Raw genomic sequence first — 17,819 nt, 5'->3', positions numbered from 1 at the left:
TATAATGCACCTATCTTTCTTCTTTTGTTAGTACTTCACAACCATCTTTTGTAATTAAAATTGTATGTTCAAAATGAGCTGTCATACTATGATCAGCTGAATACACTGTTCATTTATCATCTGCAAGTTTAGTTTTATAAGTTCCCATTTGAACCATAGGTTCAATACAAATAACCATATTTTCTTGTAATCTAATTCCAGTATTTGCTATTCCATAATTTGGAATATAAGGATCTTCATGTAAATTTAAACCAATTCCATGACCAGTATAATCTCTAGGAACACTAAAATTATGTGATTCAACATAAGTTTGAATAATTGAACCAATTGTTCCAATTCTTATTCCAGGTTTTAGTTCAGCAATTGCAAGTTCTAGTGCTTTTTCAGTGACCGATATAAGTATATCATTTTTTTTGTCTTTTGCAACTCCACACACCATAGTAAAAGCACTATCTGCATGTCATTTTTCATACATACATCCAGCATCAATACTTACAATATCACCATCTAATAAAACACGATCTCTAGGGATTCCATGAATTAGTTGATCGTTAATAGAAATACAAATAGTTTTTGGAAAACCTTGATAATTTTTAAAATTAGATTCACATCCATTTTGTTTAATAAACTCTTCAAATGCTTTATCTAAATCTAAACAATTAACACCAGGTTTAATCATAGATTTTAATAAATTTAATCCTTTAGCTAAAACTTGTCCAGCTATTTTCATTTTTTTAATTTGTTCTTGATTTTTAATTGTAATCATTAAAATTTCAACTCTCCTTTAATGTAATTAAAAACTTGTTCAGCTGATAAATCATCTGCTTTAATTTCAATAAATTTTGAATTAGTTTTATAATAGTCAATTAAAGGTAAAGTTTGGTCTGTATAAGTTTGTAATCTTATTTTAACTTTATCTAAACTATCATCACTTCTTTTAACTAATTTAGTATTATCAAAATCACAAAGATTATCATTTTTTGGTTTTCTAGTTTCTAGATTAAAACTAGCTTTACATACTGGACATACTAATCTATTTGTAATTCTTTTAATTAAAATCTCATGATTTACATCAATATAAAAAACATAATCAATTTTTTTATTATATTGTTCTAACATTTTTTCTAAACTTTTAGCTTGTTCTAAAGTTCTAGGATATCCATCAAAAATTAATTTGTCATTTGAATGAGTTAAAAATTGGTCAACAATTTTATTAACTATTTCATCTGGGACATATTTTCCAGCATTCATATATTCTTGACATTTTAACCCCAAACTAGTATTTAATGAAATCTCTTTTCTCATTAAATCACCAGTTGAAACTTGAATAAAATCTAATTTATTAACAAGTTGTTCTGCTTGTGTACCTTTACCACAACCAGGCGCTCCTAATAGCATAATATTCATAAATAAAGTTCCTTTTTTATAGCACTATAAATGTATTTTATAATAATCTAAATTCTAAATAAAATAAGCAAATAAAATACTTAAGTTTAATAGTAAATTACTATAAATTAAAAAAGGCAAACTGCCTTTTTTATCAAATATGAGATGTTTTATTCTTATTAGTATTATCAGTGAATTTTTCTTTTTTCTTTTCAATAAAGTTTTGTTGAATAATTCTTCCTTTTAATTGTTGAACAGTTTGAATAGCAACTGAAATACAAATAATTAATCCAGTTCCACCAATTGCAAGATTTGATGGAAGTTGTGTTAATTTTGAAATTACATAAGGTAATAATGCAATAATTGCTAAAAATATTGATCCAACAACAGAAAGTCGATTAATTATTCCTGTTAGATATTTTGTTGTATCTTTTCCTGGTTTAATTCCTGGAATAAATGTTCCAGATTTTTGAAAGTTTTCAGCAATTTTTTCAGGATTGATTTGTACTTGAGAATATAAGAATGTAAATAAAACAATTAATATTCCAAATATAGAAATTCCTCACCAAGTATTAAATGATAAATAGTCTCTTGTAAATGCTACAAAACCACTATCTGGATTTACTGCTTCTATAATTTGAGAAATAGTAACTGGTGTTGAAATAATTGCTGAAGCAAAAATAACAGGAATAACTCCAGCATTATTAAGTTTTAAAGGTAAATATGGAGTATGTTCATTTGAATCAGTTAATCCTGATCCAGTTTGTTGGATTGGGATTTTTCTTTCAGCTTCATTCATAATTACAACTGATAATATAACTAGTAAAAACACACTAATATATATCATAAAGTTTAATAATCCTGAAAAAAAGATATTTGCTTCTTCACCAGAATTTGATACTCAATATTCAAATGTTGCTTTTAAATTAGTTGGCATTGAAATAATAATTCCTATAAAAATTACTATTGAAATACCATTACCAATTCCTTTTATAGTAATTTGATCAGCAATTCATAACATGAAAAATGAACCACCTAACATTACTAAAGGTATTAAAATATAATAAAATGCCGAATTTGCAATTACATTAGTACTATCTCATCCTGGAACAATTAAACCTTGACTTGATAAAGTAAATATCGTAGCTTCAGCTTGCATTAATGCAAACGGAATCATAATAATTTTTGTTAATTTATCAAGTTTTTTTCTTCCTCTTTCTCCAGATTTAGATCATCTTGTTAAAACAGGAATTACATCAGTTGATAAAAGTTGCACAATAATTGAAGCAGTAATATATGGAGAGACTCCTAAAGCTAGTATTGAAAATCTTCCTATACTTCCTCCACCTAAAGTTGAAAGTAGCTGAAAGAATTGAATTCTGCTTGAATCTGTTGCAAATCTTTTATCTAATGTTACACCAGGAACAGTTATATAAACACCAAGTCTAATAATAATAAGAGCTAATAATGTAAAAAGAATTCTAAGAATTAAATCTTTGTTTTTTGTAAAAAAATTAGATTTAGTAAGATTATTCTTTTTAGTAGATGATTTAAAAGTCAATTTTTTATCACCTTTATTAGTAGGTTTTTTAAAAACCATTAAATCACCTCTACTTTTCCTCCCAATTTCTCAATAGCATCTTTAGCTGCTTTTGAGATCTTGTTTACTTTAACATCAACTTTTTTAGTTAATGATCCATTAGCTAGTATTTTAACTAATACTGAACTATTTTTAATAATTTTACTATTAATTAAGCTTTCGTGATCAACTTTTTCTAATCCTAAAGTTTCTAAATCACTTAAGTTTAAAATAGTGTATTGTTTTTGGTTTAATGAAGTAAATCCAACTTTTGGAAGTCTTCTAAATAATGGTGTTTGACCACCTTCAAATCCAGGACGAACTCCTCCACCTGAACGAGAATTTTGTCCCTTATGTCCTCTAGTAGCTGTTTTTCCTTTTCCAGAAGCCATACCTCTACCCACTATAGTAGCTTTAGTTTTGCTACCTGGTGTGTATTTTAATTCATTTAATTTCATACTATGACTCTTTCTATTATTCAGCTTTACTTTCAGATTCATTATTAGTCATAACTTCAGTTACAACTTCTTGATTTTCAACTTTTTTAGCTACTTTTTTAGCTGGTTTAGCTTTTTTTTCAACACTTTTAACTTCATTAACTTGTTGTTTTTCAACAACTACAGCTTTTGGTTTTTCAAAAGTTTTACCATATCTTAATTCATGAACTCTTTTTAGAGTTTGCATAGAACTTAAACCTTCAAAAGTTGCTCTAATCATATTAATTGCATTATTGCTTCCTAATGATTTAGCATAAACATCTGAAATTCCTGCTAATTCAATAACCGCACGAGCTGGTCCACCAGCAATAATACCTGTTCCTACTTTAGCAGGTTTGATTAAAATTTTACCTGCTCCAAAAGTACCTAAAACTTCATGAGGAACTGTTGTGTTTCTTAAAGTAACACTTACTAAGTTTTTCTTAGCTTCTTTAATTGCTTTTTTAATTGCTTCAGGAACTTCGTTAGCTTTTCCAGTTCCCATTCCAACTAAACCTTTTTTGTTTCCAACAACTACAACTGCTGCAAATCTAAAATGACGTCCACCTTTAGTTACTTTTGTAACACGTCTAATTGTTACAACTTTTTCTTCAAATTCGTCTTTTACTTGTTTTGCTTTAACACTTGGTCTTTGTTTTCTTTCAAATTTTTTAGGTTCTTTAACTTGAGTAGAAGCTTTTTCAACATTAGAATTCATTTCTGATGAGGTTTCTACTACATTCATTTCTTCAGTCATAATCTCTTCTACCCTTTCTTAAAATTTCAATCCATTTTCTCTTGCTTTTTCAGCAAATGCTTTTATTTTACCGTGATATAAATACCCATTACGGTCAAATACCACTTGATTAATGTTTGCTGCTAAAGCTTTTTTAGCAATTTCTTCAGCAACTTTTTCTGCAGCTAAAGTATTTGATTTACTTTGTAAATCCATTTTTAAAGTAGAAGCTGATACTAATGTAACTCCTTTAGTATCATCAATAATTTGAGCATAGAAATTAGTATTTGATTTAAATACATTTAATCTAGGTCTTTCAGCAGTACCAACAACTTTTTGTCTTACTCTGAAATGTCTACGTTTTCTAGCTTCAGTTTTAGTAAATTTCATACTTAGTAATCCCTAAGCTCTGGTACTATTTACCAGCTGCTTTCCCTTCTTTTCTAATAATAGTTTCATTTTTGTATTTAATTCCTTTACCTTTGTATGGTTCAGGTTTTCTATATGCTCTAATATTTGCTGCTACTTGACCAACTAATTGTTTATCAATTCCAGTAATAAGTAATTCAGTTGGTTTAACTGCTTGAATTAATACACCGTTTGGAATTTCAAATTCAACTGGATGTGAATAACCTAAGCTTAAGTTTAATTTTGAACCATTAACTGCTGCTTTATACCCAACCCCAGTAATTTGTAATTCTTTTTTAAACCCTTCACTAACTCCAACTAACATACCTTGTAGTAATGAATTAGTAGTTCCGTGTAATTGTTTTGTATGTTTTTGTTCATTTAATCTTTTAGTGATTAATTTATTTTCTTCAACTTCAATTTTGATTAAAGGTGAAAATTGTTTTGATAAAGTTCCTTTAGATCCTGTAATTGTTACTAAATTGTTTTCTGCTATTTTAACTTCAACACCATTTGGAATTTGTAATAATCTATTACCTATACGAGACATATTTAAGTTCTCCTATTATCAAATAAATGCTAGAACTTCTCCACCAGCATTAGCTAGTCGAGCTTTTTTTCCAGTCATTATTCCTTGTGATGTTGAAACAATTGAGATACCTAATCCGTTTAATACTTGTGGGATTTCATTAGCTTGTGCATAAACTCTTAAACCTGGTTTAGAAATTTTCTTTAATCCTTGAATTACTCTAGTTTTTCCTTGGTATTTTAATTCGATATTAATAGTTTTTTTAACATCACCTTCAACAGTAAAGTCTGAAATGAATCCTTCTTCTTTTAAAATTCTTGCTATTTCTAGTTTTACTTTGCTTGATGGAACACTTACAGTTTTTAAGTATCTTTGATTAGCATTTCTAATTCTAGTTAGCATATCTGCAATAACATCTGTTGTCATACTTTTGAATCCTTTCTCTTTCTATCATGAAGCTTTTTTAATACCAGGAATTTGTCCTTCATAAGCAAATTTTCTAAAACATAAACGGCAGATTCCGAATTTCTTTAGCACAGCATGAGGTCTTCCACAATGATTACAACGTGTGTAATTTCTAACATTAAACTTTTGGTGTTTAGCTTGTTTAACTTTTAATGATTTTTTAGCCATTATAATATCTCCCTTGTTCTACTTTTCAAATGGCATTCCTATTTTTTGTAGTAATGCAAATGCTTCTTTATTTGTTTTAGCAGAAGTTACAATAGTAATATCCATACCACGTAATCTAATAACTTTATCATAATCTACTTCTGGGAAAATAATTTGTTCTTTAATTCCAGTTGTAAAGTTTCCAAATCCATCAAATGAAGTTTTTGAAACTCCTCTAAAGTCACGTACACGTGGTAAAGCAACGTTAATTAACTTATCTAAAAAGTCATACATTTTTTTACCTCTTAAAGTAACTTTAGCACCAATTGCCATACCTTCTCTTAATTTAAATACGGCTAGTGATTTTTTAGCTTTTGTAACAATTGGTTTTTGTCCAGATAATTTTTCTAATTCAGATATAGCTGCATCTAATTTTTTAGGATCTGTTGTAGCATCTCCTACACCCATGTTAATTACAACTTTTTGGATTTTTGGAACTTGCATTATTGATTTGTAATTTAGTTCTTTAAATAATTCAGGAACAATTTGATTTTTGTATTTAACTTCTAATCTTGATTTCATACTAATTTATTTCCTTTCTTATTTAGCTGTTTTAATTTGAGTTTTTGATTTTCTAGCTATACGAACTTTTTTACCATCAATAATTTCAAAACCAACTTTTGTAATTTGATCTTTGTGTTTTGGGTCTTGTAATGCAACGTTTGAAATGTGAAGTTTTGCAGGAATATCTTTAATCCCACCTTCATTATCTTCATTAGTTGGTTTAACGTGTTTTTTAACTGTTATACCTTGAACTGAAACTCATTGTTTATCTTTTGAAATTGAAGTGATTGGTCCGATTTGTCCTTTGTGAGAACCAGCGATAACTTTAACTACATCACCTTTTAATATTTTTGACTTTGCCATAAACTGGTTCCTCCTATAATACTTCTGGAGCTAGAGATGCAATTTTTGCAAATCCAGCGTCCTTGATTTCACGTGCAATTGGACCAAAAATACGAGTTCCACGTGGTGTTTTATCTTCTTTAATTAATACTGCTGCGTTTTCTGAGAATTTAATATAAGTTCCATCTTCTCTTCTTAATTCACGAGTAGTTCTAACAATTACTGCTTTTACAACTTGACCTTTTTTAATTACTGCACCTGGAGTTGCTGAAATTACTGAGCAAATGATAATATCACCAATACCTGAGAATTTTCTAACTGAACCACCTAGATTACGAATAACACGAACTTCTTTAGCACCTGAATTATCTGCTACTTTTAATTTAGATAATGTTTGAATCATATTTTTTATCTCCTATTATAAAGTTGCTTTTTCAATAATTCTAACTAGTCTAAAGTTTTTAGTTTTTGATAAAGGACGTGTTTCCATAATTTCAACCTTATCACCCATTTGAGCAACTTGGTTTTCATCATGTGCTTTATATTTCTTAGAATATTTAACTCTTTTTTTGTAAATTGGGTGGTTTTTGTAAGTTTCAACTAATACAGTAATAGTTTTATCCATCTTATCAGATACTACTTTACCAATTAGTACTCTTCTACTATTTCTTTGCATTATTTAGTTTCTCCTTTAGTATCAGGTTCAACAGTTTCATTTTCAGCTGCTTGCATTGCTTTTTGAATATCAGCTTCATTTAATTCAGTTGGGTTTTGTTGACCATATTGCTCTTCTAAGAATTTTCTTTGTTTTGCTCTAACTTCTTTTCCAGCTTTTTCAGCTTCTTCTACGGCTTTGTTGTAATCTGCTTTAATAACTTTGTTTGTGTTTTCTCCACTTAAACGTTTTTCTGATAACACTAATTCAATTCTTGCAATTTCTTTTTTAATTTCTTTAATACGGTGAGTTTGTTCTAAACTTCCAACTGCAGCTTGGAATTTTAAAGCAAATAATTCAGCTCTTTTTGATTCATTTGTTTTAATTAATTCATCAACAGATAGATTTCTTAGATCTAACATTTTTGATTTAGCCATTAATTTTCACCTCTTTTAACAAATTTGCAACGAATTGGTAATTTGTGCATTGCTAGTCTTAAAGCTTCTCTAGCTACTTGCTCATTAACTTGAGCAATTTCAAACATAATTGTTCCTTTTTTAACTACTGCTACTCATTTTTCAGGGTTCCCTTTTCCAGATCCCATACGTACTTCAGCAGGTTTTTTAGTCATTGCCATATGTGGGAAAATTCTCATTCAAATTTTTCCATCACGTTTCATATAACGTGTCATAGCAATACGTGCAGCTTCGATTTGGTGGTTATCAATTCAAGCACCATCTAAAGCCATTAATCCAAAGTCACCAAAGTTTAAATCTTTAGCTCCTTTAGCTTTTCCTTCATAACTAACTCTATGAGGTTTACGATATTTTGTTCTTTTTGGTTGTAACATAATTATCTTTTACCTCCTTTATTAGTTCTTGGTTTTGCCATCATCGGTGAATTAGCCATTCTTTCTTTTTTAAATACTTCACCATGATTAATTCATACTTTAACTCCAATTTGACCATATGTAGTTGGAGCTTCATATAAAGCATAATCAATATTATTTCTTAAAGTTGATAAAGGTACTGATCCTTCTAAATATCCTTCAGTACGAGCCATTTCAACTCCACCTAATCTTCCACTTACAGCAGTTTTAATTCCTTTAGCTCCAGCTTTTAAAGCTTTTTTAATAGCTAATTTTTGAACTGTTCTAAATGAAGCACGGTTTGAAATTTGTTCACCAATTCATCTAGCAACTAATGTTGCATCAGCATCAGGGTTTTTAATTTCAATTACTCTAACATTAACAATTAATTTTTTATTTTTAACAGTTTTTCTAACAGCTAAAACAATTTTTTCGATGTTTTTACCTTCTTGACCTAAAACGATAGCTGGACGAGCAGTTTTGATAAATAAAGTTAGATCTTTTGTAGTTCTTTCAATATCAATTTTTGAAACAGCAGCATCTTTTAATAATTTAAATAATGCAGTACGGATTTTGATATCTTGATCTAATCATTTAACATATTGATCTTTTTCAGCATATCATCTGTTTTCTCAATCTCTAACGATTCCTAAACGTAAAACGTTTGGTGATACTTTTTGTCCCATTTCCTAACTATCCTTTCTTATTTTTCATCACTAACTACAATCACAACATGACTAGTTCTTTTAAAAATTTCATATGCTCTACCGTGAGCTCTAGGTCTAAAACGTTTTAAAGTTGGTCCTTCATTAACAAAAATTGTTTTAACATATAATTTATCTGCTTCCATACCGTTATTATTAACAGCATTAGCAACTGCTGAGTTTAATAATTTTAAAATTGGTTCAGCAGCATCTTTATTTAGATTTTTTAAAGTAGCAACTGCAACTGATACAGCTTTATTTCTGATAGTATCTGCAACTAATCTCATTTTTCTAGGAGAGATACGAATCATACTTAATTTTGCTTTTGCTTCCATTATTTAATTCTTATCCTTCCTATTATTTTTTCTTACCTTTGTCATCACCATGACCACCGAATTTACGAGTTGGAGCAAATTCACCTAATTTATTTCCAACCATATCTTCAGTAACATAAACTGGAATAAATTCTTTTCCATTATAAACACCAAATGTTTTACCGATGAATTCAGGGAAAATAGTTGATCTACGTGATCAAGTTTTAATTACTTCACCATCTTTTGCTGCAGTAACTTTTTTAAATAAGCTTTCGTCAACAAAAGGTCCTTTTTTTAATGATCTTGCCATATTATCTTCTATTCTCCTTTCCTATTTTTTATTACTACGTTTTCTTACAATTAGTTTTTCTGAAGTTTTTTTAGTGTTTCTTGTTTTTACACCTAAAGCTTTCTTACCTCATGGAGTAACTGGAGACTTACGACCAATTGGAGCACGTCCTTCTCCTCCTCCGTGTGGGTGGTCATTAGGGTTCATTACAGATCCTCTAACAGTTGGACGAATTCCTCTTCATCTATTACGTCCAGCTTTTCCTCAGTTAACTAAGTTGTATTCTTCGTTTCCTACTTCACCGATTGTTGCATAACATTCAGCTAAAACTTTTCTAACTTCTCCAGATGATAAACGTAAAGTTACATATCTACCATCATCATCTTTTCCTAAAATTTGAACTGATGAACCAGCACTTCTTGCTAATTGTCCACCTTTTCCAGGTTTTAATTCTACATTATGAACTAAAGTTCCTTCAGGAATATTTTTTAATGGTGCAGCATTTCCAACTTTAATATCAGCATTTTCACCAGCAACCACTTTTAGTCCAACTTGCATTCCTTTTGCAAATAAAATGTAACGTTTTTCTCCATCTACATAATTAATTAAACAAATAAATGCATTTCTGTTTGGATCATATTCAATTGTTGAAATAGTTCCAAAGATATCTCTTTTATTTCTTTTAAAGTCAATAATACGGTATTTTTGTTTATGACCCCCACCTTTATGGCGAGTAGTAATTAAACCGCGATTATTTCTTCCGGCTTTAGAGTTTTTAGAAACAACTAATGACTTTTCAGGAGTATTTTTTGTTGTTAAAACAGCTGAATAGTCAATTGTAGTCATATTTCTACGACCATTAGTTGTTGACTTATACTTTTTAATTGCCATGTTTTTCCCTTTCTATTTTGATGCGCTTATAATAATTTATCCGGGTCGATTTTTCTATAAGTCGCTTAGTACGTCTAATTTTTGACCTTCTTTTAATGTAATGATTGCTTTTTTATATGATGATTTTTTACCAACATATTTTCCTAATCTTTTTTCTTTAGCATCATAATTAATAGTTCTAACTGATTCAACTTTTACTTCAAAAATTTCTTCAAAAGTTTTTTTAATTTGAACTTTATTAGCTTTTTTGTCAACTAAGAATGTATACACATTATCTTTATGCCCAGCAAATGATTTTTCAGTTAATACTGGTTTTTTTAATACTTCAGTGATATGCATTATGCGTATACCTCCTCAACTGCAATAGCAGCTTCTTCTGTAATTAGTAGTTTAGTAGCATTTAATAAATCAAATACATTTAGTTGGTTAGTAGAAATTGTTTTAACTCCAGTAATATTGTTTGCAGATTTAACTACTAATTCTTCTTTTTCTTTTGTAACTATTAATGTTTTTTGATCATCAATTTTTAAATTTTTCATTACTACAACCATTTCTTTAGTTGATGGTTTAGCAAACTCAAATTTGTCAACGATTACAAGATTATTTTCTTTAACTTTTAATGATAAAACTGATCTAAAAGCTAAAGCTCTTACTTTTTTATTAACAGATTTTTTGTAGTTAACATCAGGAGTTGGTCCAAATGTAACTCCCCCACCTTTTCATTGTGGAGCTCTAATTGATCCTTGACGAGCACGTCCTGTACCTTTTTGTTTTCAAGGTTTACGTCCCCCTCCAGATACTTCAGCACGGGTTTTAACTTTTTTAGTTCCTTGTCTTAAAGCAGCTTGTTGACTTACAACAGTATCATAAATAGCTTGTTGATGAGGTTCAATTCCTCAAACATAATCATTTAAAGCAATTTCTTTAACTTCATTACCTTTAATGTCTAAAACTTGTAATTTCATCTTTTACCTCAACTATGCTTCAACTGATGCATTTCTATTTAATAATTCAACTGCTTGTTTAGAACTCATACCTTTTACATTTTGTTTGATTTGTACAAAACTATTTTTTGGTCCAGGAATTGATCCTTTAATCAACATAATGTTATTTGGTTGATCAATTGCAATAATTTCTAGATTTTGAATAGTTCTTTTTGCATTACCCATGTGCCCTGGCATTTTTTTAGATTTGAAAATACGGTTAATGATTGCTCCCATTGAACCAATTCCTCTGTGGTATCCTGATCCATGAGCCATTGGTCCTCTTGAGTAATTATGTCTTTTAATTCCTCCAGCAAATCCTTTACCTTTAGAAATTCCTGTAACATCAACGTATTCACCAGAAACAAAGATATCACTTACATTAATAACTTGTCCAAGTTCATATCCTTGCATGTTTCTGATTTCTTTTACGAAGCGCTTAGGATTTGAATTAGCTTTTTTAAAGTGTCCTAATTCAGGTTTATTTACTAAGTTAACTCTTTTATCAGTTGTACCTAATTGCACAGCAACATATCCATCACTGTCAATAGTTTTAACTTGTAAAACTGTGTTTGGTAGAACTTCAACTACTGTAACTGGAACTAATTGACCAGCACTAGTAAATACTTGAGTCATTTCTACCTTACGACCTAAGATTCCTTTCATGTTTTCCTCCTAATTGATAATCACGTATATTCTGCTATTTGATATTTTGTAGTTTTTTAAATAAATAGAAGATTATAGTTTAATTTCAATATCAACACCGCTTGGTAATTGAACTCTTTTTAAGATATCCATTGTTGCAGCAGTTGGATTTAAAATTTCTAATAATCTTTTATGTGTTCTCATTTCGAATTGTTCACGTGAGTCTTTGTATTTGTGAACAGCTCTTAAAATAGTAATAACTTGTTTTTCTGTTGGTAGTGGGATTGGTCCTCTAACTTTAGCTCCAGTACCTTCAGCAGCTTGAATGATTTTTGTAATGCTTTGATCAACAATAGCGTGATCGTAGCCTTTTAACTTAATTCTCATTTTGTTTTCTGCCATACTAACCTCCTAAATTTACTAATTTAATCAACAACTCCTATGGGTGTGTTGTAAAAAAGCACACAAAATATACATGCAATTAATATTCTATACTTTTTTAATATTAAATACTAGATTAATTCCAAATATTTTTTAATTAATTTTAGAACTAATTTTTTTAGTTATTTTTGCTAGTTTTAAGAATTAAAATTCTATTTAAATTAAAAAAAATTACATCAAATTCGATGTAATTTTAACATTATTTATTTATTAGTTAATTAAAATACTTTAAGTCCAGCAGTATCTGCTTTATGATCTAATAATTCTTTTAATTCATTATCTAATTTTAGAATTGAAATTGAAAATCCACCCATTTCAATAGAAGTCATAAAGTTTCCAACAAAAGTTTTATAAATTTTAATACCTTTTTTAGTTAATATATCGTTTAGATGATTATTAATTACTAATAATTCCATTTCAGGAGTAGCACCCATTCCATTAACCATAACTGCAACTTCATCATCTTTATTAATAGTAATATCACTTAAAATCTTTTCAGTTAAAGTATCTACAATTTGATCAACTGGTTTTAATTTTTCTCTATAAACTCCTGGTTCACCATGAATTCCAATTCCAATTTCCATTTCATCTTCTTCTAATGAGAAATTAGATTTACCAGCAGCTGGAACAATACATGGAGAAATTGCCATTCCCATAGTTCTTACATTATCAACTACTTTTAAAGCAACTTGTTTTACTTCACTTAAACTAGCTCCCAATTCAGCTTTAGCTCCAGCTATTTTATGTACAAAAACAGTACCAGCTACTCCTCTTCTTCCAGCTGTATATAAACTATCTTCAACAGCAACATCATCATTAACAACTACAGAATCCACTTCAATTCCTTCCATACTTGCCATATCTTGAGCCATTTCAAAGTTTAAAATATCACCAGTATAGTTTTTAATAATTAGTAATACTCCTTTATTTGAGTTAACATTTTTAATTGCTTCATATACTTGATCTGGAGTTGGTGAAGTAAATACAGCTCCTGCAACAGCTGCATCTAACATACCATATCCAACATAACCAGCATGTGTTGGTTCATGACCTGAACCTCCACCACTTACAAGAGCAACTTTATTTTCAACAGGGGCGTTTTTTCTAACAATTACATCAAAACCATCAACTCTTTTTAATTTATCTGGATAAGCTTTAACTAAACCTTCTAGCATTTCATTAACTAATGTTTCAGGACTATTGATTAACTTTTTCATAATTTACCTTTCTTTTTTAATAAACTTTTTTTATTAAAGGCTTAATTAAATTATACTATTTAATAAAATTGATATTTATTTTGTAAATTGTTATAAAAAATTAGATTTAATTACAATCAAATATAATTACTTGATAAGGTTTAATTATTTTTTAGTTAATAAGTTATTTTTGTCATAAATATAGTACTGTTGTTCATACAAGTAGATACTATGCCAATGTCATATTTTCTTGTAATTTTCTTTTTTTCTTTTCTTATAAAATATAATTTTTTTTAGTTAAATATTATTTTTATATTTAATAAAAAATAGAAAGAAAGCGAACTATGGAAAAAAAACAAGTCTAGTAATAGCCTTATTTTAGCAGGTGGTATTGTTTCAGTAGTTGGTTCTATTGTTTCAATATTTGTAGTAGATTATTTATTTTATATAAATATTGCATTCTCAGCAATATTTCCATTTTTTGGTCAAATTTTTAAAACATTTTTAAACTTTATAGGACTAGGGTTAGCAATAACTTCACTAGTTTTAGGTATTCTTGCTCTTGTTCCTAAATTTACTAACAATAAAAAATTAATTATAACAACTGGTATTTTTAACGTTGCTTTTGGTTTAATTGCTGGAGGAGTATTATTAATAGTTGGTTGAACTAATATGCCAACTTCAATAACTACAAATACTAATATGCAAATGACAAATGAACCAGTTAAACAAGAAACAACAGTTGAAAATAATAACCAAGTTAATAATTTACAAACTAAAGAATTATCAAATTCATTAAAAATTACTAAAAAACCATTTAATTATAAAGCTTTAATTTTATCAGGACTAATAATAATTTTAATTAATTCAATCATTGGTCTAGCAATTACATCAATAGATGCTAAGCACTGAACATCATATTGATTTGGACGTGTTGATCTTAATAGTCCTTATAGATACCCTATTTCAAACACTGGATTATTACCACATATCTATCAAGTATATGTTATACCGTCATTTTACTGTATACAAATAATAATGAGTATAGTTGGGTTATCAACTATTAAAAAGAATAGTGATATGTTTTTAATATTTATATCAGCTATATCTATATTTTTTGTTCATCCAATAATTGTTAATTCTGCTGGTGGTTTACTAGTTTTAGTTGGTGTTATTATTAAAAAAATAATAGAATCTAAAACAGAAATCATTGAAAAAGTTTAAGATAAAATTAATAACTAGATTTACAAAGTAAGTTCAAAAGACTTACTTTTTTTATTTTTAAATACTATATTCTAGAAATTGGCTTTTTTTATACTTGTAAAACTATAGTCATATTAAATATAATCAAATTAGTTGTATATGTTATTATTATGATTAAGTTTTAAAAATAGAAGGGGAAAAACTGTGAACGAAAATAAATCAAAAACTTTTATTTTAGCAGGTGGTATTGTATCAATAGTTGGATCTATTATTTCAATATCATTAGCTAGTTACTTTATTTATATAAGCACTACGCTTTTAGAATCAGAAATATCTTTTGGACAACATTTTTTAATGTTTTTATACTGTATAGAATTACTACTAGCAATAGCTGCATTAGTTTTAAGTAGTCTTACATTTGTTCCTAAATTTAGTAATAATAAAAAGTTACTTATAACAGCTGGTGTTTTTAACATTCCTTTTGGTTTTATTGCTGGAGGAGTTTTATTAATACTAGGAGCAACTAGTATGTATAATGAATCAGCAAAAAAAGTTGAAACTACTAATAAAGTAGAAGAAAATACTAGTGTAGAAAATAAAGCAGAAGAAGTTACTGTTGTTGATAACAAAACAGAAGAAGAAGCTAATAACCAAGTAGATGAAAGTGCTAATACAACTACTGAAATTGAAGAAAATGATGCTAATACTCAAGTAGATGAAAGTGCTAGTGCAACTAGTAAAGTTGAAGATGATAATAACACTACTTATCAAATGGCTAATAATACTAGTGAACCTATGAAAGTAGAAGAAGATAATAAAGTAGAACAAACTACTAAGAAAACTAGTAAAGCTAAAAAGAAAAGTACTACTGATAAAGAGCTTGATACTACAAAAACAGAAGAAAATGATTCTAATAATCAAGTAGATAAAAGTACTACTAAGTCTACTAAAAGAAGAACTAAAAAAGAAGATAAAACTAATCAATAACTAAATATATAACAAGGTAAGTTAAAAGAGACTTACTTTTTTTATTTATAAATACTTTGTAAAACAAAAAAAGAAGATCAAAAAGATCTTCTTCAAATTATATAAATTAAATTCTATATAAATAATTAATTTATCTTATTAGTAATATGAATGTCAAATAGAACAATTTGTAAGATATTTGGTTGTTTAATTTTTAAAAATAAAGAGCACAAAGTGCTCGAGTTTTCTAATGGTGCTGACTATAGGAATCGAACCTACGACCTACTGATTACAAGTCAGTTGCTCTGCCTGCTGAGCTAAGTCAGCAAAAATAAAAAATGGTGGAGTGTATAGGACTTGAACCTATGACCGCCTGCTTGTAAGGCAGGAGCTCTCCCAGCTGAGCTAACACTCCAAAAATATGGTAGCCTGTACGGGGTTCGAACCCGTGTGTCCACGGATGAAAACCGTGTGTGTTAACCGCTTCACCAACAGGCCAAGATAATGGCGGCTTTTACAGGGCTCGAACCTGTGACAAACCGGTTAACAGCCGGTTGCTCTACCTGCTGAGCTAAAAAGCCATAATCTCTTAATTGGTCATATTTTTATCTAAGACACTAAAAATAATACCATTACGGATTATCATTTTCAATATTTTAATAATATTTTTTTTATTTTTATAAATTATTTCTACTTACCATAAATATATTTATCTTCTGAGTAAGCTTCTCTAAATTTTGGCAATTTTTCTTTGGGTAAATTATCCTTTATATCTTTAGCAAAATTTTGTGCATTTCCCACTTTTTCAACATTTCATTTCTTTAAATCTTGTTTAAATGATGTTGCGCCAGAAAACATACCATTCATTGTACCAACATTATTTGTTTTTCAAGAACTAAGGTCTTGATTAAAACTAATAGCATCAGAAAAAGTACCTTCCATAATTGTTACATTAGAAACATCTCATTTTTCCAATGGTTGATTAAATTTCTTAGCTTCTCTAAATGTAGAGGTTAAATTTTTTAAACTCTTTGTTTTTCAATTATTTAAATTTTGATTAAATGAAAAAGCACCATCGAACATAGATTCCATATCAGTAACTTTAGAAACATCTCAACCATCTAATTTAGAATTAAAACTCTCAGCACCAGAAAAGATATGAGACATATTTTTAACATTTGATACATTTCAACTAGATAAATTTTGATTAAATTTCTTTGCGTCTGAAAACATACTACTTAGACTAACAATATTTTTAGTATCTCATTTATCTATGTTTTCTACTTTATCATTTTTTAAATCTTTAAAGGATTCTTTTAAAGAATTAACTTTTAGTGGTAAATGAATCGGGACTTCTTTTATATTTTCATCCAATTTATTTAAAACATAATAATTAATATTACCTTCAGTTTGTTTCTTATATCCAAGTTGAATAGCCTTTTCCTTTTTATTATCACTATATTTAGTTTCAACAGTATCTTTTACAGTCTTTGGTTTAAATTCAAATTCATTACCAAAAACTCTGACTTTTACAGAGTTCTTAGCACCAGATTCATCTAAGTCTAACGTTTTATTTTTTTCTTCTGGTCTAGCTAATATAACTTCATTTAAACCCTTGTCAGCTAAAAAAACTTGCAGTTGATCTACAACATCTTGGTAATTATGAAAAGTTGCAAAAGCGTCTTGTTGATTTGTAAAAATATCATTAATAGTTTGTTTTTCTTCTTCTGTTAAATCTCTTTTATTTTTTTCTCTTTGATCATTAATCATATTAGGCTGATTTTGATTATTATTATTATTATTATTTCTTGTATTAGCATTCATTGTATTAGAATTTATATTTTGACTACTACTTGGTTTATTATTTGTACAACTAATTACTAATAGTGATGAACTACTTACTAATATAAAACTTAAAGCTTTTAACAACATTTTCATAACAAATCATCCTTTTTTTAAATATTTTACAAGTTATAATTTTTTTTACTAGTAGTTTTTTTAATTTTTATTAAAAAATAAAAAAAATAAGCAA

At 28.3% G+C, this 17,819-nt stretch carries 27 protein-coding genes and 4 tRNA genes; 2 read left to right on the top strand and 29 right to left on the bottom strand.

Annotated elements, in window-relative coordinates; translation table 4 throughout:
• Nucleotides 1-10: 10 nt before the first annotated feature.
• The 24 genes from map to dhaK all read right to left on the bottom strand — a co-directional run bounded on the left by map (nt 11) and on the right by dhaK (nt 13,639).
• Nucleotides 11-766 (bottom strand): type I methionyl aminopeptidase, encoded by a 756-nt coding sequence (map, locus tag D500_RS01165; protein ID WP_008362491.1) that lies wholly within the window; start codon nt 764-766, stop codon nt 11-13.
• Complete coding sequence (locus D500_RS01160; RefSeq protein ID WP_008362494.1) at nt 766-1,407, bottom strand: adenylate kinase; 642 nt, start codon at nt 1,405-1,407, stop codon at nt 766-768. Before D500_RS01160 ends, map begins: the two co-directional genes overlap by 1 nt.
• Before the next feature lie 130 nt (nt 1,408-1,537).
• Nucleotides 1,538-2,986, bottom strand: coding sequence for a preprotein translocase subunit SecY (secY, locus tag D500_RS01155; RefSeq protein WP_008362497.1), 1,449 nt, complete (start codon nt 2,984-2,986; stop codon nt 1,538-1,540).
• Nucleotides 2,986-3,423: a 50S ribosomal protein L15 gene (rplO, locus tag D500_RS01150; protein ID WP_008362500.1), complete on the bottom strand. Its 438-nt coding sequence runs from the start codon at nt 3,421-3,423 to the stop codon at nt 2,986-2,988. Before rplO ends, secY begins: the two co-directional genes overlap by 1 nt.
• A gap of 16 nt (nt 3,424-3,439) precedes the next feature.
• Nucleotides 3,440-4,198 carry a 30S ribosomal protein S5 gene (rpsE, locus tag D500_RS04530; protein WP_008362502.1) on the bottom strand — a complete coding sequence of 253 codons (759 nt, stop codon included), beginning with the start codon at nt 4,196-4,198 and terminating at the stop codon, nt 3,440-3,442.
• 18 nt (nt 4,199-4,216) lie between these two features.
• Complete coding sequence (rplR, locus tag D500_RS01140) at nt 4,217-4,567, bottom strand: 50S ribosomal protein L18 (RefSeq protein ID WP_008362503.1); 351 nt, start codon at nt 4,565-4,567, stop codon at nt 4,217-4,219.
• A gap of 25 nt (nt 4,568-4,592) precedes the next feature.
• The gene (rplF, locus tag D500_RS01135; protein ID WP_008362505.1) at nt 4,593-5,135 is read right to left on the bottom strand and encodes a 50S ribosomal protein L6; all 543 of its coding nucleotides are present in this window, start codon (nt 5,133-5,135) and stop codon (nt 4,593-4,595) included.
• A 15-nt stretch (nt 5,136-5,150) separates the two neighbouring features.
• Nucleotides 5,151-5,540, bottom strand: coding sequence for a 30S ribosomal protein S8 (gene rpsH, locus D500_RS01130; RefSeq protein ID WP_008362508.1), 390 nt, complete (start codon nt 5,538-5,540; stop codon nt 5,151-5,153).
• Between the two features lie 21 nt (nt 5,541-5,561).
• Nucleotides 5,562-5,747, bottom strand: a complete 186-nt coding sequence (locus tag D500_RS01125) for a type Z 30S ribosomal protein S14 (RefSeq protein ID WP_008362512.1) — start codon at nt 5,745-5,747, stop codon at nt 5,562-5,564.
• Between the two features lie 18 nt (nt 5,748-5,765).
• Complete coding sequence (gene rplE / locus D500_RS01120) at nt 5,766-6,308, bottom strand: 50S ribosomal protein L5 (RefSeq protein ID WP_008362513.1); 543 nt, start codon at nt 6,306-6,308, stop codon at nt 5,766-5,768.
• A gap of 18 nt (nt 6,309-6,326) precedes the next feature.
• Nucleotides 6,327-6,653 (bottom strand): 50S ribosomal protein L24, encoded by a 327-nt coding sequence (gene rplX / locus D500_RS01115; protein WP_008362515.1) that lies wholly within the window; start codon nt 6,651-6,653, stop codon nt 6,327-6,329.
• Nucleotides 6,654-6,666: 13 nt separating this feature from the next.
• Nucleotides 6,667-7,035, bottom strand: coding sequence for a 50S ribosomal protein L14 (gene rplN, locus D500_RS01110; RefSeq protein WP_008362516.1), 369 nt, complete (start codon nt 7,033-7,035; stop codon nt 6,667-6,669).
• Nucleotides 7,036-7,050: 15 nt separating this feature from the next.
• Nucleotides 7,051-7,308 (bottom strand): 30S ribosomal protein S17, encoded by a 258-nt coding sequence (gene rpsQ, locus D500_RS01105; protein ID WP_008362518.1) that lies wholly within the window; start codon nt 7,306-7,308, stop codon nt 7,051-7,053.
• On the bottom strand, nt 7,308-7,724 hold the full coding sequence (gene rpmC, locus D500_RS01100) for a 50S ribosomal protein L29 (RefSeq protein WP_008362520.1): 417 nt from the start codon (nt 7,722-7,724) through the stop codon (nt 7,308-7,310). Before rpmC ends, rpsQ begins: the two co-directional genes overlap by 1 nt.
• Nucleotides 7,724-8,137, bottom strand: a complete 414-nt coding sequence (gene rplP, locus D500_RS01095) for a 50S ribosomal protein L16 (protein WP_008362523.1) — start codon at nt 8,135-8,137, stop codon at nt 7,724-7,726. Before rplP ends, rpmC begins: the two co-directional genes overlap by 1 nt.
• A 2-nt stretch (nt 8,138-8,139) precedes the next feature.
• Nucleotides 8,140-8,841: a 30S ribosomal protein S3 gene (gene rpsC, locus D500_RS01090; protein ID WP_008362525.1), complete on the bottom strand. Its 702-nt coding sequence runs from the start codon at nt 8,839-8,841 to the stop codon at nt 8,140-8,142.
• 17 nt (nt 8,842-8,858) lie between these two features.
• Nucleotides 8,859-9,194 carry a 50S ribosomal protein L22 gene (gene rplV / locus D500_RS01085; RefSeq protein ID WP_008362527.1) on the bottom strand — a complete coding sequence of 112 codons (336 nt, stop codon included), beginning with the start codon at nt 9,192-9,194 and terminating at the stop codon, nt 8,859-8,861.
• Nucleotides 9,195-9,216: 22 nt separating this feature from the next.
• On the bottom strand, nt 9,217-9,483 hold the full coding sequence (gene rpsS / locus D500_RS01080; RefSeq protein WP_008362529.1) for a 30S ribosomal protein S19: 267 nt from the start codon (nt 9,481-9,483) through the stop codon (nt 9,217-9,219).
• 21 nt (nt 9,484-9,504) lie between these two features.
• Nucleotides 9,505-10,353 carry a 50S ribosomal protein L2 gene (gene rplB, locus D500_RS01075; protein WP_008362531.1) on the bottom strand — a complete coding sequence of 283 codons (849 nt, stop codon included), beginning with the start codon at nt 10,351-10,353 and terminating at the stop codon, nt 9,505-9,507.
• 54 nt (nt 10,354-10,407) lie between these two features.
• Nucleotides 10,408-10,692, bottom strand: a complete 285-nt coding sequence (rplW, locus tag D500_RS01070) for a 50S ribosomal protein L23 (RefSeq protein WP_008362533.1) — start codon at nt 10,690-10,692, stop codon at nt 10,408-10,410.
• The gene (gene rplD, locus D500_RS01065; protein ID WP_008362534.1) at nt 10,692-11,318 is read right to left on the bottom strand and encodes a 50S ribosomal protein L4; all 627 of its coding nucleotides are present in this window, start codon (nt 11,316-11,318) and stop codon (nt 10,692-10,694) included. Before rplD ends, rplW begins: the two co-directional genes overlap by 1 nt.
• A gap of 12 nt (nt 11,319-11,330) precedes the next feature.
• Complete coding sequence (gene rplC, locus D500_RS01060) at nt 11,331-12,002, bottom strand: 50S ribosomal protein L3 (protein WP_008362536.1); 672 nt, start codon at nt 12,000-12,002, stop codon at nt 11,331-11,333.
• A 72-nt stretch (nt 12,003-12,074) separates the two neighbouring features.
• Nucleotides 12,075-12,383 carry a 30S ribosomal protein S10 gene (rpsJ, locus tag D500_RS01055; RefSeq protein ID WP_008362538.1) on the bottom strand — a complete coding sequence of 103 codons (309 nt, stop codon included), beginning with the start codon at nt 12,381-12,383 and terminating at the stop codon, nt 12,075-12,077.
• A 257-nt stretch (nt 12,384-12,640) separates the two neighbouring features.
• Nucleotides 12,641-13,639, bottom strand: a complete 999-nt coding sequence (gene dhaK, locus D500_RS01050) for a dihydroxyacetone kinase subunit DhaK (RefSeq protein WP_008362541.1) — start codon at nt 13,637-13,639, stop codon at nt 12,641-12,643.
• A 651-nt stretch (nt 13,640-14,290) separates the two neighbouring features.
• Here dhaK and D500_RS01045 point away from each other — a divergent pair.
• Both D500_RS01045 and D500_RS01040 read left to right on the top strand, forming a co-directional pair.
• Nucleotides 14,291-14,842 carry a hypothetical protein gene (locus tag D500_RS01045; protein ID WP_008362543.1) on the top strand — a complete coding sequence of 184 codons (552 nt, stop codon included), beginning with the start codon at nt 14,291-14,293 and terminating at the stop codon, nt 14,840-14,842.
• Between the two features lie 183 nt (nt 14,843-15,025).
• Complete coding sequence (locus D500_RS01040) at nt 15,026-15,808, top strand: hypothetical protein (RefSeq protein WP_051014125.1); 783 nt, start codon at nt 15,026-15,028, stop codon at nt 15,806-15,808.
• 230 nt (nt 15,809-16,038) lie between these two features.
• Here the strand turns inward: D500_RS01040 and D500_RS01035 are convergent.
• The 5 genes from D500_RS01035 to D500_RS01015 all read right to left on the bottom strand — a co-directional run bounded on the left by D500_RS01035 (nt 16,039) and on the right by D500_RS01015 (nt 17,725).
• A tRNA-Thr gene (locus D500_RS01035) sits at nt 16,039-16,114 on the bottom strand.
• 12 nt (nt 16,115-16,126) lie between these two features.
• A tRNA-Val gene (locus tag D500_RS01030) sits at nt 16,127-16,202 on the bottom strand.
• A 7-nt stretch (nt 16,203-16,209) separates the two neighbouring features.
• A tRNA-Glu gene (locus tag D500_RS01025) sits at nt 16,210-16,285 on the bottom strand.
• Between the two features lie 7 nt (nt 16,286-16,292).
• Nucleotides 16,293-16,368, bottom strand: a tRNA-Asn gene (locus D500_RS01020).
• Nucleotides 16,369-16,477: 109 nt separating this feature from the next.
• The gene (locus tag D500_RS01015; protein WP_008362547.1) at nt 16,478-17,725 is read right to left on the bottom strand and encodes a BspA family leucine-rich repeat surface protein; all 1,248 of its coding nucleotides are present in this window, start codon (nt 17,723-17,725) and stop codon (nt 16,478-16,480) included.
• Between the last annotated feature and the right edge of the window lie 94 nt (nt 17,726-17,819).

This window comes from Mycoplasma feriruminatoris (assembly GCF_000327395.2).
In the GTDB taxonomy this organism is placed as follows: domain Bacteria; phylum Bacillota_I; class Bacilli_A; order Mycoplasmatales; family Mycoplasmataceae; genus Mycoplasma; species Mycoplasma feriruminatoris.
Note: the sequence above shows the minus strand (reverse complement) of the source record. Positions and strands in the feature narration are given on the sequence as shown.